A 15,290-nucleotide genomic window follows, 5' to 3' on the forward strand; every position below is an offset into this window, starting at 1 on the left:
TTTATCCTGTTAATGACCTTGACGAGTACCGAAAAGCGCGAAGTTCAACTATTGTTCTGTGGTGTTCCGTTGCGTGTTGACGGCAAAATTTTGCTGGCGTAACATGCGCGCACGATCACTCTAAGAGGACATTCGCCTTGGACACACCCAGTAGATACTGGCTCACTATCCTGTCATCCAGGATCAACTCCTAAGGCTATCCCCTTTTGCTGATAGCCTTAGCGGTTGTCAGCGACCTCAATTTTTCCCGTCGCGCTGAGTCAGGCTGTTTAATGGTCTGAAACCCAATATGTTTCTGTGTGCCCACCGAACTGTCCGATATTTTAAGCATTGGGAGTCCCGGTCATGCTGAGCGCATTTCAACTGGAAAATAACCGACTGACCCGGCTGGAAGTCGAAGAGTCACAACCCCTTGTCAATGCAGTATGGATTGATCTTGTCGAACCGGATGACGACGAGCGACTGCGCGTACAATCTGAACTTGGCCAGAGCCTGGCAACTCGCCCGGAACTGGAAGACATCGAAGCATCGGCACGTTTCTTTGAAGACGATGACGGCCTGCATATTCACTCCTTCTTCTTCTTTGAAGATGCGGAAGATCACGCCGGTAACTCCACCGTGGCATTTACCATCCGTGATGGCCGCCTGTTTACCCTGCGTGAGCGTGAGTTGCCTGCATTCCGTCTGTATCGTATGCGCGCCCGTAGCCAGTCGATGGTTGACGGTAACGCCTACGAGTTACTGCTGGATTTGTTCGAAACCAAAATTGAACAGTTGGCAGATGAAATTGAAAACATCTACAGCGATCTGGAGCAACTGAGCCGGGTGATTATGGAAGGGCGTCAGGGCGATGAGTACGACGAGGCGCTCTCCACGTTGGCAGAACTGGAAGATATCGGTTGGAAAGTTCGCCTGTGTCTGATGGATACCCAGCGTGCGCTCAACTTCCTGGTGCGCAAAGCGCGCTTACCGGGTGGGCAACTGGAGCAGGCGCGCGAGATCCTGCGTGATATCGAATCCCTGTTGCCACATAACGAGTCTCTGTTCCAGAAGGTGAACTTCCTGATGCAGGCGGCGATGGGCTTTATCAACATCGAGCAGAACCGCATCATCAAGATCTTCTCGGTGGTATCCGTCGTGTTCCTGCCGCCGACGCTGGTCGCTTCCAGCTACGGGATGAACTTCGAGTTTATGCCGGAACTGAAGTGGACTTTCGGCTACCCGGGCGCAATTATCTTTATGATCCTCGCGGGCCTGGCGCCGTATCTGTACTTTAAGCGGAAGAACTGGTTGTAAAAAACGAGAATGGTGGTTTAGCCAGGCTAAGCCACCGGTCATTCAAAGGCTCCAGGTATTTAATCCTTTTACCTCTTTCTCATAGAACCATTTATTCGTGTTAACAGCAAAATAGGCTACTACAACAATTCCCAGAATGTTAACGCCAATTAATGCACCGACAAATAGAGATAAAATGCCAAGTAATAGAACTATAATCGCTTTTTTCCATAACCCGAGAACAAATAAATATATCCAGGAAAAGAAGAAAGCAATAAAATTCATTTGAATAGTTAATCGTTGTCTTATTTTTAATTCTTTATATGCTGTTTTATATTCAGGTGTTGCTCCCCAGAATCCAGGAAAACCATGTTTTTCATAAAAATTAAATCGAAATTTCCATTTTTCAGTTAATGAACCATCGTTCATATATTCCTTACTCATAAATACTCCCTTAACTATTTTTTTGATGAATCAGTAGGTGCAAGCATTAGCATACTGAAAGTGGAAAAGTAGCAAATTAAGAAAATCATCGAACCAGTGCCTGAACAGTCAAAATGTTCGGCAATCATTGTGATGAAAGAGACGATATAGACTGCTAATGTACCAAAAATATAAGTTTTTATATACGTGAACCCACTATCACGGAGTCGTTGGCAACTCATGTTGATGACGAGATAATGGAGTAAGAGAGTAGAGGCTATAACAAGAAAATTTGCTTCCACATTTGCAAAGAAGACAATAAGAAAGGTGCAGATTAGGTTTGTCAAAGTAAATGACAATATATAATGGCGTCTGGAAATCCTACCATCAGATGTTGGAATAAATACACGTAACATTAATTTTACATCCTTGTCTTAATCTCCTGCCAGCATGACAATACGCCCACTCTCGTGCAAGAGCAGGCATATTTTTTCAGAATATATTTATTTTTTATTTGGTCGTTCTACGCTGCGTATAAATCGCATCCATTACAAAAATCGCCAGTGCCACCCAAATAAAGGCAAATGTCACCATTTTATCGGCACCCGGTTTTTCACCATAAAACGTTACTGCCAGCAGGAACATTAGCGTCGGGCCAATATACTGGAAAAAGCCCAGAGTGGAGAGACGCAGGCGCGTGGCGGCGGTAAAGCACAACAGCGGAACGGTGGTGACAACTCCAGCAGCGATCAGCAGTAAATTCAGCGACATTGGGTTTTGCCCCATATGGCTGGTAGAACTGTCAGCAATAGCAAACAGATAAATCGCCGCCACGGGCAGCAGCCACATGGTTTCGATTAACATGCCAGCTTGTGCTTCTACCGCTATCTTCTTACGCACCAGACCATAGAAGGCAAAGCTAAATGCCAGACCCAGCGCGATGATTGGCAGCGAACCAAAAGTCCAGAGCTGGACCAGCACACCACACACCGCCAGAATTACCGCCAGCCACTGCATCCGGCGGAACCGCTCACCGAGGAAAATCATTCCCAGCACAATGTTCACCAACGGGTTAATAAAGTAACCGAGACTCGCCTCCAGCATATGGTGATTGTTCACTGCCCAGATAAACAGTAGCCAGTTGCCACCAATCAGCACAGCAGAGACTGCCAGCATAAAGATTTTCTGTGGCGTCTGAATCAGGGTTTTTAAATAGGACCACTGACGGCTGATGCTCATCAGCACCACCATAAAGAAAAACGACCAGATTACACGATGCGTCAGGATCTCATCAGCAGGTACGTAATAAATCAGCTTGAAGTACGCAGGAGCAATACCCCAAATAAAATAAGCGGCAAGAGCGAGTAATACGCCCTGCCGCGTTTGTTTGGTATCCATTGGAAAAACTCATTTTTAATTGTTAACGGCAGCTTACCTGCTCAGATTGCTGACAAAGTGCGCTTTGCCCATGCTGGATGCGGTGTTAACGCCTTATCTGGCCTACAAAATCATGCAAACTCAATATATTGCATTTCTCTGGTAGGCCTGATAAGCGTAGCGCATCAGGCAATTTGCGTTTGTTATCAGTCTCAGCAGTTTACCTGCTTTTAGATTTTCAACCCACCATATAGGTGGCGGTAGCACTGGCAATATAAAGTTGTTCTTCATTGTGCAGTTCAACGCGGGCGACGGCGACTTTATTACCCGCACGTAACAGGCTGCTGGTGGCTGTAAAACGCTCGCCTCTGCCTGGGCGCAGATAATCGACGCGAAGATCAATGGTTCCCATCCGCGATAACCGCTGGCGCAGTTCATCTTCACTGATGGTTTCGTGGCGGGTTAAGGTACTACCTACACATACCAGGCCAGCGGCGACATCCAGCGCCGACGCAATCACCCCGCCGTGCAAAATGCTTTGTGCCCAGTTACCAACCATCATTGGCTGATTGTTAAAGGCCAGTTGCGCAAATTCTTTCTCGTAACGCTCCAGTTCTATCCCCAATGCCCGATTAAACGGCATGTGATAAACAAACATCTCACCCACTAATTTCAGGGCTTTTTCGGCAGTCAGTACGGCAGACATATCATCCTTACACTTCAGTGGTTAATGAAATGTTGATTTTATGCTTCTTTGTTGTTGGTTTCTACTTTAGGAAGGGATAACTAACGGCAATTGAGTTAAGTATGTAAAATAGCCCGCAGAAAAAATATTCATCTAATCAATAATTCGTTACGGAGAACACGATCGATGCGGACTCTACTGGGCTGCTTGTTGCCGGTGTGTATGCTGCCGATAGTGGCAAATGCGCAAGAGGCAACGGTGAAAGATGTGCATGATGCGCCTGCAGTACGTGGCAGCATTATCGCCAATATGTTGCAGGAGCATGATAATCCTTTCACCCTTTATCCTTATGACACCAACTACATCATCTATACCCAGACCAGCGATCTGAATAAAGAAGCGATTGCCAGCTACGACTGGGCAGAAAACGCGCGTAAGGATGAAGTGAAATTCCAGTTGAGTCTGGCGTTTCCGCTGTGGCGGGGGATTTTGGGGCCAAACTCTGTACTGGGCGCTTCCTACACCCAGAAATCCTGGTGGCAGCTTTCTAATAGCGAAGAGTCATCGCCGTTTCGTGAAACCAACTATGAACCGCAATTGTTCCTCGGTTTTGCTACCGATTACCGTTTTGCAGGCTGGACACTGCGTGATGTGGAGATGGGCTACAACCATGACTCGAACGGGCGTTCTGACCCGACGTCCCGTAGCTGGAACCGCCTTTATACCCGCCTGATGGCAGAACACGGTAACTGGCTGGTAGAAGTGAAGCCGTGGTATGTGGTGGGTAATACGGACGATAACCCGGATATCACCAAATATATGGGTTACTACCAGCTTAAAATCGGCTATCACCTCGGTGATGCGGTATTGAGCGCGAAAGGGCAGTATAACTGGAACACCGGTTACGGCGGCGCAGAGTTAGGCTTAAGTTACCCAATCACCAAACATGTGCGTCTTTATACTCAGGTCTACAGCGGTTACGGTGAATCACTTATCGACTATAACTTTAACCAGACCCGCGTCGGTGTGGGGGTTATGCTAAACGACCTGTTCTAATGCGAGTTGAGCGGCAGGCAAAACTGGAATCTTACTTCCAACATTATCCATCCTGGCGCTAAAAGCATTGCAGTTTCTCGCTCAGGCGCTGAAAATAGCGCCTGTTTTTATTTCAGGCAATCGGGGTGAATGTGGCGCAGGCGGAAGTGTTGAATCTGGAGTCCGGAGCTAAACAGGTTTTACAAGAAACCTTTGGCTACCAACAGTTTCGCCCAGGCCAGGAAGAAATTATCGACACCGTACTTTCCGGTCGCGATTGCCTCGTCGTTATGCCAACCGGCGGCGGCAAATCTCTGTGTTATCAAATTCCTGCGTTGTTATTGAACGGCCTGACCGTTGTTGTTTCACCACTGATTTCGTTGATGAAAGACCAGGTGGATCAACTGCAAGCCAACGGTGTGGCGGCGGCGTGCCTTAACTCAACGCAAACCCGCGAGCAGCAGCTTGAAGTGATGACTGGCTGCCGTACCGGGCAAATTCGCCTGCTGTATATCGCACCAGAACGCCTGATGCTGGATAACTTCCTTGAGCATCTGGCGCACTGGAATCCTGTCTTATTAGCCGTTGATGAAGCGCACTGTATTTCCCAATGGGGACACGATTTCCGCCCGGAATATGCCGCGCTTGGTCAACTGCGCCAGCGTTTCCCGATGCTGCCATTTATGGCGCTGACAGCCACCGCCGACGACACCACGCGACAAGATATTGTGCGCCTGCTCGGGTTGAACGATCCGCTGATTCAAATCAGCAGTTTTGACCGCCCGAATATTCGCTACATGTTGATGGAGAAGTTTAAACCACTCGATCAACTGATGCGTTACGTGCAGGAACAGCGGGGTAAGTCCGGCATTATTTACTGTAACAGTCGGGCGAAAGTGGAAGACACCGCCGCGCGTCTGCAAAGCAAGGGGATTAGCGCAGCAGCGTATCACGCCGGACTGGAAAACGATGTCCGCGCCGATGTGCAGGAGAAATTCCAGCGCGATGATCTGCAAATTGTCGTGGCGACCGTGGCGTTTGGCATGGGCATCAACAAGCCTAACGTTCGCTTCGTGGTGCATTTTGATATTCCGCGCAACATTGAATCCTATTATCAGGAAACCGGTCGCGCCGGGCGTGATGGCCTGCCAGCGGAAGCGATGCTGTTTTACGATCCGGCCGATATGGCGTGGCTGCGTCGTTGTCTGGAAGAAAAGCCACAAGGGCAGTTGCAGGATATCGAGCGCCATAAACTCAATGCGATGGGCGCATTTGCCGAAGCGCAAACCTGTCGCCGTCTGGTGTTGCTGAACTATTTTGGCGAAGGTCGTCAGGAGCCGTGCGGTAACTGCGATATCTGCCTCGATCCGCCGAAACAATACGACGGTTCAACCGATGCGCAGATTGCGCTTTCCACCATTGGCCGGGTGAATCAGCGTTTTGGTATGGGCTATGTGGTGGAAGTGATTCGCGGTGCCAATAACCAGCGTATCCGCGACTACGGTCACGACAAACTGAAAGTCTATGGCATGGGGCGTGAGAAAAGCCATGAGCACTGGGTGAGCGTAATTCGCCAACTGATTCACCTCGGTCTGGTGACACAAAACATCGCCCAGCATTCTGCCCTACAACTGACAGAAGCCGCGCGCCCGGTGCTGCGTGGCGAATCCCCTCTGCAACTCGCCGTGCCGCGTATTGTGGCGCTTAAACCGAAGGTGATGCAGAAATCATTCGGCGGCAATTATGACCGCAAGCTGTTCGCCAAATTACGCAAACTGCGGAAGTCTATTGCTGATGAAAGCAATGTTCCGCCATATGTCGTGTTTAACGATGCAACGCTGATTGAGATGGCAGAGCAGATTCCGATCACCGCCAGCGAAATGTTGAGCGTTAACGGTGTCGGGATGCGTAAGCTGGAACGCTTTGGCAAACCGTTTATGACGCTGATCCGCGCGCATGTCGACGGTGACGACGAAGAGTAGTCATCGGCATAAAAAAGTGCCAGGATGAATATTCCGTAAACGTTTTCCCCACGAGTCAAATGTATGTTGATGTTATTCCTCACCGTTGCCATGGTGCATATTGTGGCGCTTATGAGTCCCGGTCCCGATTTCTTTTTTGTCTCTCAGACTGCCGTTAGTCGTTCCCGTAAAGAAGCGATGATGGGCGTGTTGGGTATTACCTGTGGTGTAATGGTTTGGGCAGGGATCGCGCTGCTTGGCTTGCATCTGATTATCGAAAAAATGGCCTGGCTGCATACGCTGATTATGGTTGGCGGTGGGCTGTATCTCTGCTGGATGGGTTACCAGATGCTGCGCGGCGCACTGAAAAAAGAGACGGTTTCCGCGCCTGCACCACAGGTGGAACTGGCGAAAAGTGGACGCAGTTTCCTGAAAGGTTTGCTGACGAATCTCGCCAATCCTAAAGCGATTATCTACTTTGGTTCGGTGTTCTCGCTGTTTGTCGGTGATAACGTCGGCACCACCGCTCGTTGGGGCATTTTCGCGCTGATCATTATCGAAACGCTGGCGTGGTTTACCGTCGTTGCCAGCCTGTTTGCCTTGCCGAAGATGCGCCGTGGTTATCAGCGCCTGTCGAAGTGGATCGATGGTTTTGCCGGAGCGTTATTTGCCGGATTTGGCATACATTTGATTATTTCGCGTTGATACCTGACGCGTCATCAGAGTAAGTCGGATAAGGCGTTTCGCCGTATCCGACATGATTTTCAGGCATGTCTGGCCGATGCCAACAGTGCTCCCACCAGCATAAACAACGAGCCGAAAATCTTATTCAACGCCTTCATTTGTTTTGGCCCTTTAATCCAGAGTGCAATCCGTTGGGCGAGGGTGGCGTAACCGATCATCACAATAATATCGACCACAATGGTGGTGACGCCGAGCACGATATACTGCATCAGTTGTGGCTGCTGGGGCATGATGAATTGTGGAAATAGCGCCGCCAGAAACACAATACTTTTGGGATTAGTAAGATTCACAAACACGGCTCGCTGAAACAGATGACGGCGAGATTGGGTTGGGGACAGCGACTTGAGGTCGATAGCTCCGGCGGCGCGCCATTGCTGAATTCCCAGCCAAATCAGGTAGGCGGCACCTGCCCATTTTAATATTTCAAAAGCAATAACCGAGCGTGAAAATAGCGTACCCAAACCCACACCAACCAATACAATATGAATCGCCAGTCCGGTTTGCAGTCCAGCGATAGACGCTAACGCACCGCGATAACCGTGGTTAAGTGAGGTCGTCATGGTGTTGATTGCGCCAGAGCCTGGCGAGAGGCTTAAAATGATCGATGTCAGCAAGTAGGCGAACCACCATTCAAAGGTCATGGGAATCTCCCGGATAGTCTATTTTTGTGCCACAATACGCTACTGTCGCGGCGTTGTGTCAGACACGCTTAAAAAAACGATTTTACGTGGTTTAAGAGGCAGATTACCCGATGTTTCAGCAGCAAAAAGACTGGGAAACAAGAGAAAAAGCGTTTGCTGCTTTTACGATGGGGCCACTGACTGACTTCTGGCGTCAGCGGGACGAGGCAGAGTTTATTGGCGTGGATGATATTCCGGTGCGCTTTGTCCGTTTTTGCGCTCCGCAACATGACCGGGTAGTCGTCGTTTGTCCGGGGCGCATTGAGAGCTATGTAAAGTATGCCGAACTAGCCTATGACCTGTTCCATCTGGGGTTTGATGTGTTAATCATCGACCATCGAGGGCAGGGACGCTCCGGTCGTCTGTTAGCCGATCCGCATCTCGGACACGTGAACCAGTTTAATGATTATGTCGATGACCTGGCGGCATTCTGGCAACAAGAGATCCAGCCAGGCCCGTGGCGTAAACGCTATATACTGGCACATTCGATGGGCGGCGCGATCTCCACATTATTTCTGCAACGCCATCCAGGTGTATGTGACGCCATTGCGCTAACTGCACCAATGTTCGGTATTGTGATTCGTATGCCGTCATTTATGGCGCGGAAAATCCTTAACTGGGCTGAAGCGCACCCACGTTTTCGTGATGGCTATGCAATAGGCACCGGTCGCTGGCGCGCGCTGCCGTTTGCCATCAATGTACTGACCCACAGCAGACAGCGATATCGACGTAATTTACGCTTCTATGCTGATGATCCAACGATTCGCGTCGGTGGGCCGACCTACCATTGGGTACGCGAAAGTATTCTGGCTGGCGAACAGGTGTTAGCCGGTGCGGGTAATGACGCCACACCAACGCTTCTCTTGCAGGCCGAAGAAGAACGTGTGGTAGATAACCGTATGCACGACCGTTTTTGTGAACTCCGCGCCGCAGCGGGTCATCCTGTAGAAGGGGGGCGACCGCTGGTAATTAAAGGTGCGTACCACGAGATCCTTTTTGAAAAGGACGCAATGCGCTCAGTCGCGCTCCACGCCATCGTCGAATTTTTCGACCGGCATAACACATCCAGCGGAAGTCGCTCGTTATAGAGGTTTAAATTTCTTATGTATCAGGTTGTTGCGTCTGATTTAGATGGTACGTTACTTTCCCCCGACCATACGTTGTCCCCTTACGCCAAAGAAACGCTGAAATTGCTCACTGCGCGCGGTATCAACTTTGTGTTTGCGACCGGTCGCCACCACGTCGATGTGGGGCAAATTCGCGATAATCTGGAGATTAAGTCGTACATGATCACCTCCAATGGCGCGCGCGTTCACGACCTCGATGGCAATCTGATTTTTGCTCATAACCTGGATCATGACATTGCCAGCGATCTGTTTGGCGTGGTCAACGACAACCCGGACATCATTACTAACGTTTATCGTGATGATGAATGGTTTATGAACCGCCACCGCCCGGAAGAGATGCGCTTTTTTAAAGAAGCGGTATTCAAATATGCTCTGTATGAGCCGGGATTGCTGGAGCCGGAAGGCGTCAGCAAAGTATTCTTCACCTGCGATTCTCATGAAAAATTGTTACCACTTGAGCAAGCAATCAATGCTCGCTGGGGCGATCGCGTCAACGTCAGCTTCTCTACCTTAACCTGTCTGGAAGTGATGGCTGGCGGTGTTTCTAAAGGCCATGCGCTGGAAGCGGTGGCGAAGAAACTGGGTTACAGTCTGAAGGATTGCATTGCCTTTGGCGACGGGATGAACGACGCCGAAATGCTGTCGATGGCGGGGAAAGGTTGCATTATGGGCAGCGCGCACCAGCGTCTGAAAGATCTGCATCCGGAACTGGAAGTCATTGGGACTAATGCCGAAGACGCGGTGCCGCATTATCTGCGTAAGCTCTATTTATCGTAATCGTTCTTTATTTGTTCAGTTGTCAACCTGATACTTCGCTACAATGGATACTCGTTAATCAAAGAGTTTTCCATTGTGGCGCTACTAATCATCACCACTATTCTGTGGGCCTTCTCCTTTAGCTTTTACGGCGAGTACCTTGCGGGGCACGTCGACAGCTATTTTTCGGTGCTGGTACGCGTTGGCCTGGCGGCGCTCGTTTTCCTGCCGTTCCTGCGTACCCGAGGCAATAGCCTGAAAACCATTGGCCTGTATATGCTGGTGGGCGCGATGCAGCTTGGCATTATGTATATGCTTAGTTTCCGTGCCTATCTTTACCTGACTGTCTCTGAACTGCTGTTATTTACCGTCCTGACGCCGCTCTACATCACGCTGATTTATGACATCATGAGTAAGCGCCGTCTGCGCTGGGGCTACGCTTTTAGCGCCTTGCTGGCAGTTATTGGTGCCGGGATTATTCGTTACGATCAGGTCACTGACCATTTCTGGACTGGCCTGCTGCTGGTGCAACTCTCCAATATCACTTTCGCGATTGGTATGGTGGGCTATAAACGCCTGATGGAAACCCGCCCGATGCCGCAGCATAACGCCTTTGCGTGGTTCTATCTCGGCGCGTTCCTGGTGGCGGTGATTGCATGGTTCTTGCTGGGCAATACGCAGAAAATGCCGGAAACTACGCTGCAATGGAGCATTCTGGTGTTTCTTGGCGTGGTGGCCTCCGGGATTGGTTACTTTATGTGGAACTACGGCGCGACTCAGGTGGACGCCGGAACGCTGGGTATTATGAATAATATGCATGTTCCGGCAGGGCTGCTGGTTAACCTGGCAATCTGGCACCAACAGCCGCACTGGCCAACGTTTATTACAGGCGCGCTGGTGATCCTGGCCTCACTGTGGGTGCATCGTAAGTGGGTCGCTCCGCGCTCTTCACAAACGGCAGATGATCGCAGGCGTGATTGCGCGTTGAGCGAATAAACGCTTCCGTAACCGGCTGACGCTGCTCGCCATCGCGAACGGCGGCGTACAGTCGGCTCCACAATCCTTCGCCAAGGGTTTTAGTCACTACCAAACCCTGGCGTTCAAAGCTCTCCACCACCCAATGCGGCAGGGCGGCAATACCCATCCGCGCGGCAACCATCTGAATCAACAATAAGGTGTTATCGACGCTTTTCAGTGACGGACTGACGCCTGCGGGCTGAAGAAAATGCCGCCAGACATCCAGTCGGCTACGCTGCACCGGATAAATTAACAGCGTCTCGCTGGCGAGATCTTCCGGCGTGATCCGCGTTTTCGCAGCCAGTGGATGGTCAGGTGCTAACACCAGACGCACTTCATAATCGAACATTGGCGAGTAATGCAGGCCACTGCGCGGCAGAATATCGGATGTCATCACCAGATCCAGCTCGCCCTGTTGCAACGCGGGCTGCGGGTCAAAGGTTACGCCCGATTTAAAATCCGTCTCGACCTGCGGCCAGTTCTTATGAAAGTTTTCTAACGCGGGCGTCAGCCACTGAATACAGCTATGACATTCGATGGCGATACGCAGGCGAGTCTGCTGCGGTTCATTGCAGGCTTGCAGTGCCTGACTGATTTGCGGCAGTACCTGGTTTGCCAGTTGTAACAGGATTTCTCCCTGCGGCGTAAAGCGTAGCGGCTGGCTTTTACGCACAAATAGCCGGAAGCCAAGACGTTGTTCCAGATCGCTAAACTGGTGAGACAGGGCGGATTGCGTCTGATGCAACGTCGCCGCAGCGGCTGCGAGCGAGCCGCAGTTCCGCAACGCTTGTAGCGTTTTCAGGTGTTTTACTTCGATCATGAAAGTCCTTCACTTCGGCATGAATAATTTGCGCTTGAGGAATATACAGTAACCGCCAATTATGGATGTGTAAACATCTGGACGTCTAAATACTAAAAATTCCATAAGGGGCATATAATGACAATTCTTAATCACACCCTCGGTTTTCCTCGCGTTGGCCTGCGTCGCGAGCTGAAAAAAGCACAAGAAAGTTATTGGGCGGGGAACTCCACGCGTGAAGAATTACTGGCGGTGGGGCGTGAATTGCGTGCCCGTCACTGGGATCAACAAAAGCAGGCCGGTATCGACTTGCTGCCGGTGGGCGACTTTGCCTGGTACGATCATGTTCTGACCACCAGCCTGTTGCTGGGTAACGTTCCGGCGCGTCATCAGAACAAAGATGGTTCTGTAGATATCGACACCCTTTTCCGTATTGGTCGTGGACGTGCGCCAACTGGCGAACCTGCGGCGGCGGCGGAAATGACCAAATGGTTTAACACCAACTATCACTACATGGTGCCGGAGTTCGTTAAAGGGCAGCAATTCAAACTGACCTGGACGCAGTTGCTGGATGAAGTGGATGAGGCGCAGGCGCTGGGTCACAAGGTGAAACCTGTGCTACTGGGACCGGTCACCTACCTGTGGCTGGGTAAAGTGAAAGGTGAACAGTTTGATCGCCTGAGTCTGCTGAATGACATTCTGCCGGTTTATCAGCAAGTTCTGGCGGAACTGGCAAAACGTGGCATTGAGTGGGTACAGATCGACGAACCGGCGCTGGTACTGGAACTGCCGCAGGCGTGGCTGGACGCGTATAAACCTGCTTACGATGCACTGCAGGGGCAGGTGAAACTGCTGTTGACCACCTATTTTGAAGGCGTAACACCGAACCTCGACACGATTACTGCGCTGCCTGTTCAGGGTCTGCATGTCGACCTCGTACATGGCAAAGATGATGTAGCAGAACTACACAAGCGCCTGCCTTCTGACTGGCTGCTGTCTGCCGGACTGGTCAATGGTCGTAACGTCTGGCGCGCCGATCTCACCGAGAAATATGCGCAAATTAAGGACATTGTCGGTAAACGTGATTTATGGGTGGCATCTTCCTGCTCACTGCTTCATAGCCCTATCGACCTGAGCGTGGAAACGCGCCTTGATGCAGAAGTGAAAAGCTGGTTTGCCTTCGCCCTGCAAAAATGTCATGAACTGGCACTGCTACGTGATGCGTTGAACAGTGGTGACACGGCAGCTCTGGCAGAGTGGAGCGCACCGATTCAGGCGCGCCGTCACTCAACCCGCGTACATAATCCGGCTGTAGAAAAACGTTTGGCAGCCATTACCGCCCAGGACAGTCAGCGTGCGAATGTCTATGAAGTGCGTGCTGAAGCCCAGCGTGCGCGTTTTAAACTGCCCGCATGGCCGACCACCACGATTGGGTCCTTCCCGCAAACCACGGAAATTCGTACCCTGCGTCTGGATTTCAAAAAGGGCAATCTTGACGCCAACAACTACCGCACGGGTATTGCGGAACATATCAAGCAGGCCATTGTTGAGCAGGAACGTTTGGGATTGGATGTGCTGGTGCACGGCGAAGCTGAACGTAACGACATGGTGGAATACTTTGGCGAGCATCTCGACGGTTTTGTCTTCACACAAAACGGTTGGGTACAGAGCTACGGTTCCCGCTGCGTTAAGCCGCCGATTGTCATTGGTGACGTTAGCCGTCCGGCGCCGATTACCGTTGAGTGGGCAAAGTATGCGCAATCGCTGACTGACAAACCGGTGAAAGGGATGCTGACGGGGCCGGTGACGATTCTCTGCTGGTCGTTCCCGCGTGAAGATGTCAGCCGTGAAACCATCGCTAAACAGATCGCTTTGGCGCTGCGTGATGAAGTGGCGGATCTGGAAGCCGCTGGAATTGGCATCATCCAGATTGACGAACCGGCACTGCGCGAAGGTTTACCGCTGCGTCGCAGCGACTGGGATGCCTATCTCCAGTGGGGCGTAGAGGCCTTCCGTATCAACGCCGCCGTGGCGAAGGATGAAACGCAAATTCACACCCACATGTGTTATTGCGAGTTCAACGACATCATGGATTCGATTGCGGCGCTGGACGCAGACGTCATTACCATTGAAACCTCGCGTTCCGACATGGAGTTGCTGGAGTCGTTTGAAGAGTTTGATTATCCGAATGAAATCGGTCCTGGCGTCTATGACATTCACTCGCCAAACGTACCGAGCGTGGAATGGATTGAATCCCTGCTGAAGAAAGCGGCACAACGTATTCCGGCAGAGCGCCTGTGGGTCAACCCGGACTGCGGCCTGAAAACGCGTGGTTGGCCAGAAACCCGCGCGGCACTGGCGAACATGGTGCAGGCGGCGCAGAACTTGCGTCGGGGGTGATGAGTATTAACGAGTCACTGTAAATTGCAGTACGATGATGGCTTCCAGCACTGGAAGCCATTTTGCTATGTGTGACTGGTATTAAGTGGATCTTCAGGAGCAGAAAATTAATTGCGGATTTCTTAAATACTCAATGCACCACTGACAGGCTTTGCCCATACCATCGGAACGAGCGGCAAGAAATAACTTGGTGGCGTGTTTATGTTCGCGCATCGGCTTTTTCAGTAATTTACCGCTATTTAATAACGGCAATGCCAGATGATGTGGAATATAACCAATACCGACGTTTTGTTCTATTAAGGCGATTGCCGTAGTGAAGTCAGGAACAAAAATGGGTTTTTGTCCTTCCAGTAGCCAGGCTTGCATCGGGGGGAAATTAACGGAGGTATCGCGGATACAAACCGCCGGATAATGACGCAATTCACTGTTTTCTAATGGATGCCGCTTCGCTGCCAGTGGGTGGAGTGGGCTGACGACAAAATCCCATTCCATTTGTCCGACCGGTTCGCTAATGATGCCTTCACTGCTTGGCACTGCATGAGGAGCACCGTAGACCAGATCGGCACGCTTACTGTACAGCGCATCCCAGCAGCCGTTGTATACCTCAAGATCTACCGTCAGTGTTGTTGATGTGAATTGCCGTTCAAAATCTCGAATGAATGCCACCAGCAAATCACCAGGAATAATATTGTTCACCGCAATTGTCAGTTCACGTTCAATACCATCGTGAATCAGCACTGTGTTGCGCTTTAATGCTTCCAGGTCGCCCAGAATAGTTTTGCTATGTTCGATGAAGTAACTCCCGGCCGGAGATAATTCAATATAGCGTCCCTTACGAATGAACAGTTCAACGCCCAGACTCTCTTCCGCTTTCTTAATGGTGTAGCTGATGGCGGAAGGAACTTTATTTAACTGCTCGGCTGCGGTGGTAATGCTCTGGTGTCTGGCGACCAGATGAATAACACGAAGCGTTTCATCTGAGATGAACATAAGGCTCCCTGGTCAGTGGTA

General features: G+C 50.7%; 16 protein-coding genes. 9 read left to right on the forward strand and 7 right to left on the reverse strand.

Going from position 1 to position 15,290, the window contains the following annotated elements; translation table 11 throughout:
* Positions 1-137: 137 nt before the first annotated feature.
* Positions 138-194 (forward strand): protein YsgD, encoded by a 57-nt coding sequence (gene ysgD, locus C7B16_RS25035; RefSeq protein WP_211180520.1) that lies wholly within the window; start codon positions 138-140, stop codon positions 192-194.
* Positions 195-345: 151 nt separating this feature from the next.
* Entirely contained in the window at positions 346-1,296 is a 951-nt protein-coding gene (corA, locus tag C7B16_RS16280; RefSeq protein WP_000947160.1) for a magnesium/cobalt transporter CorA, read from the forward strand.
* Positions 1,297-1,338: 42 nt separating this feature from the next.
* Here corA and C7B16_RS16285 read toward each other — a convergent pair whose 3' ends face one another.
* From C7B16_RS16285 to yigI, 4 genes are all read right to left on the reverse strand, one after another.
* Positions 1,339-1,719 carry a DUF2628 domain-containing protein gene (locus C7B16_RS16285; protein WP_107179906.1) on the reverse strand — a complete coding sequence of 127 codons (381 nt, stop codon included), beginning with the start codon at positions 1,717-1,719 and terminating at the stop codon, positions 1,339-1,341.
* Positions 1,720-1,733: 14 nt separating this feature from the next.
* Positions 1,734-2,114 carry a hypothetical protein gene (locus C7B16_RS16290; protein WP_107179907.1) on the reverse strand — a complete coding sequence of 127 codons (381 nt, stop codon included), beginning with the start codon at positions 2,112-2,114 and terminating at the stop codon, positions 1,734-1,736.
* Between the two features lie 94 nt (positions 2,115-2,208).
* Positions 2,209-3,096 carry an EamA family transporter RarD gene (rarD, locus tag C7B16_RS16295; protein WP_107179908.1) on the reverse strand — a complete coding sequence of 296 codons (888 nt, stop codon included), beginning with the start codon at positions 3,094-3,096 and terminating at the stop codon, positions 2,209-2,211.
* Between the two features lie 217 nt (positions 3,097-3,313).
* Entirely contained in the window at positions 3,314-3,781 is a 468-nt protein-coding gene (gene yigI, locus C7B16_RS16300) for an acyl-CoA thioesterase YigI (RefSeq protein WP_107179909.1), read from the reverse strand.
* A 165-nt stretch (positions 3,782-3,946) separates the two neighbouring features.
* On the opposite strand from yigI, the gene pldA reads away from it, so the two are divergent.
* The 3 genes from pldA (at position 3,947) to rhtC (ending at position 7,461) form a co-directional block, all read left to right on the forward strand.
* Complete coding sequence (gene pldA, locus C7B16_RS16305; RefSeq protein ID WP_016262691.1) at positions 3,947-4,816, forward strand: phospholipase A; 870 nt, start codon at positions 3,947-3,949, stop codon at positions 4,814-4,816.
* A 131-nt stretch (positions 4,817-4,947) separates the two neighbouring features.
* Positions 4,948-6,777 carry an ATP-dependent DNA helicase RecQ gene (recQ, locus tag C7B16_RS16310; RefSeq protein ID WP_107179915.1) on the forward strand — a complete coding sequence of 610 codons (1,830 nt, stop codon included), beginning with the start codon at positions 4,948-4,950 and terminating at the stop codon, positions 6,775-6,777.
* Between the two features lie 63 nt (positions 6,778-6,840).
* The gene (gene rhtC / locus C7B16_RS16315) at positions 6,841-7,461 is read left to right on the forward strand and encodes a threonine export protein RhtC (RefSeq protein ID WP_000928833.1); all 621 of its coding nucleotides are present in this window, start codon (positions 6,841-6,843) and stop codon (positions 7,459-7,461) included.
* 59 nt (positions 7,462-7,520) lie between these two features.
* On the opposite strand, the gene rhtB is transcribed toward rhtC, so the two are convergent.
* Positions 7,521-8,141 (reverse strand): homoserine/homoserine lactone efflux protein, encoded by a 621-nt coding sequence (gene rhtB, locus C7B16_RS16320; RefSeq protein ID WP_000142511.1) that lies wholly within the window; start codon positions 8,139-8,141, stop codon positions 7,521-7,523.
* 110 nt (positions 8,142-8,251) lie between these two features.
* Between rhtB and pldB the strand changes: the two genes are divergently transcribed.
* The 3 genes from pldB (at position 8,252) to bioP (ending at position 11,059) form a co-directional block, all read left to right on the forward strand.
* A complete protein-coding gene (pldB, locus tag C7B16_RS16325; RefSeq protein ID WP_105268313.1) occupies positions 8,252-9,268 on the forward strand; it encodes a lysophospholipase L2 in 1,017 nt (338 codons plus the stop codon).
* 15 nt (positions 9,269-9,283) lie between these two features.
* Positions 9,284-10,084, forward strand: a complete 801-nt coding sequence (gene yigL / locus C7B16_RS16330) for a sugar/pyridoxal phosphate phosphatase YigL (protein WP_000285344.1) — start codon at positions 9,284-9,286, stop codon at positions 10,082-10,084.
* Between the two features lie 75 nt (positions 10,085-10,159).
* Positions 10,160-11,059, forward strand: coding sequence for a biotin transporter (bioP, locus tag C7B16_RS16335; protein WP_001196250.1), 900 nt, complete (start codon positions 10,160-10,162; stop codon positions 11,057-11,059).
* Here the strand turns inward: bioP and metR are convergent.
* Entirely contained in the window at positions 10,947-11,900 is a 954-nt protein-coding gene (gene metR / locus C7B16_RS16340; protein ID WP_000573631.1) for an HTH-type transcriptional regulator MetR, read from the reverse strand. The two genes, bioP and metR, sit on opposite strands and share 113 nt — an antisense overlap.
* Before the next feature lie 117 nt (positions 11,901-12,017).
* On the opposite strand from metR, the gene metE reads away from it, so the two are divergent.
* Positions 12,018-14,279: a 5-methyltetrahydropteroyltriglutamate--homocysteine S-methyltransferase gene (gene metE / locus C7B16_RS16345; protein ID WP_000153915.1), complete on the forward strand. Its 2,262-nt coding sequence runs from the start codon at positions 12,018-12,020 to the stop codon at positions 14,277-14,279.
* A 93-nt stretch (positions 14,280-14,372) separates the two neighbouring features.
* On the opposite strand, the gene C7B16_RS16350 is transcribed toward metE, so the two are convergent.
* Positions 14,373-15,269: a LysR substrate-binding domain-containing protein gene (locus tag C7B16_RS16350; protein WP_000470721.1), complete on the reverse strand. Its 897-nt coding sequence runs from the start codon at positions 15,267-15,269 to the stop codon at positions 14,373-14,375.
* Positions 15,270-15,290: the final 21 nt, after the last annotated feature.

Origin of the sequence: Escherichia sp. 20412-1 (genome assembly GCF_003027595.1) — a bacterium.
GTDB classification, from domain to species: Bacteria; Pseudomonadota; Gammaproteobacteria; order Enterobacterales; family Enterobacteriaceae; genus Escherichia; species Escherichia marmotae.

Coding starts and splice junctions, on each gene's coding strand:
- corA (WP_000947160.1), top strand. CDS start 346: ATGCTGAGCGCATTTCAACTGGAAAATAACCGACTGACCCGGCTGGAA.
- C7B16_RS16285 (WP_107179906.1), bottom strand. CDS start 1,719: ATGAGTAAGGAATATATGAACGATGGTTCATTAACTGAAAAATGGAAA.
- C7B16_RS16290 (WP_107179907.1), bottom strand. CDS start 2,114: ATGTTACGTGTATTTATTCCAACATCTGATGGTAGGATTTCCAGACGC.
- rarD (WP_107179908.1), bottom strand. CDS start 3,096: ATGGATACCAAACAAACGCGGCAGGGCGTATTACTCGCTCTTGCCGCT.
- yigI (WP_107179909.1), bottom strand. CDS start 3,781: ATGTCTGCCGTACTGACTGCCGAAAAAGCCCTGAAATTAGTGGGTGAG.
- pldA (WP_016262691.1), top strand. CDS start 3,947: ATGCGGACTCTACTGGGCTGCTTGTTGCCGGTGTGTATGCTGCCGATA.
- rhtC (WP_000928833.1), top strand. CDS start 6,841: ATGTTGATGTTATTCCTCACCGTTGCCATGGTGCATATTGTGGCGCTT.
- rhtB (WP_000142511.1), bottom strand. CDS start 8,141: ATGACCTTTGAATGGTGGTTCGCCTACTTGCTGACATCGATCATTTTA.
- pldB (WP_105268313.1), top strand. CDS start 8,252: ATGTTTCAGCAGCAAAAAGACTGGGAAACAAGAGAAAAAGCGTTTGCT.
- yigL (WP_000285344.1), top strand. CDS start 9,284: ATGTATCAGGTTGTTGCGTCTGATTTAGATGGTACGTTACTTTCCCCC.
- metR (WP_000573631.1), bottom strand. CDS start 11,900: ATGATCGAAGTAAAACACCTGAAAACGCTACAAGCGTTGCGGAACTGC.
- metE (WP_000153915.1), top strand. CDS start 12,018: ATGACAATTCTTAATCACACCCTCGGTTTTCCTCGCGTTGGCCTGCGT.
- C7B16_RS16350 (WP_000470721.1), bottom strand. CDS start 15,269: ATGTTCATCTCAGATGAAACGCTTCGTGTTATTCATCTGGTCGCCAGA.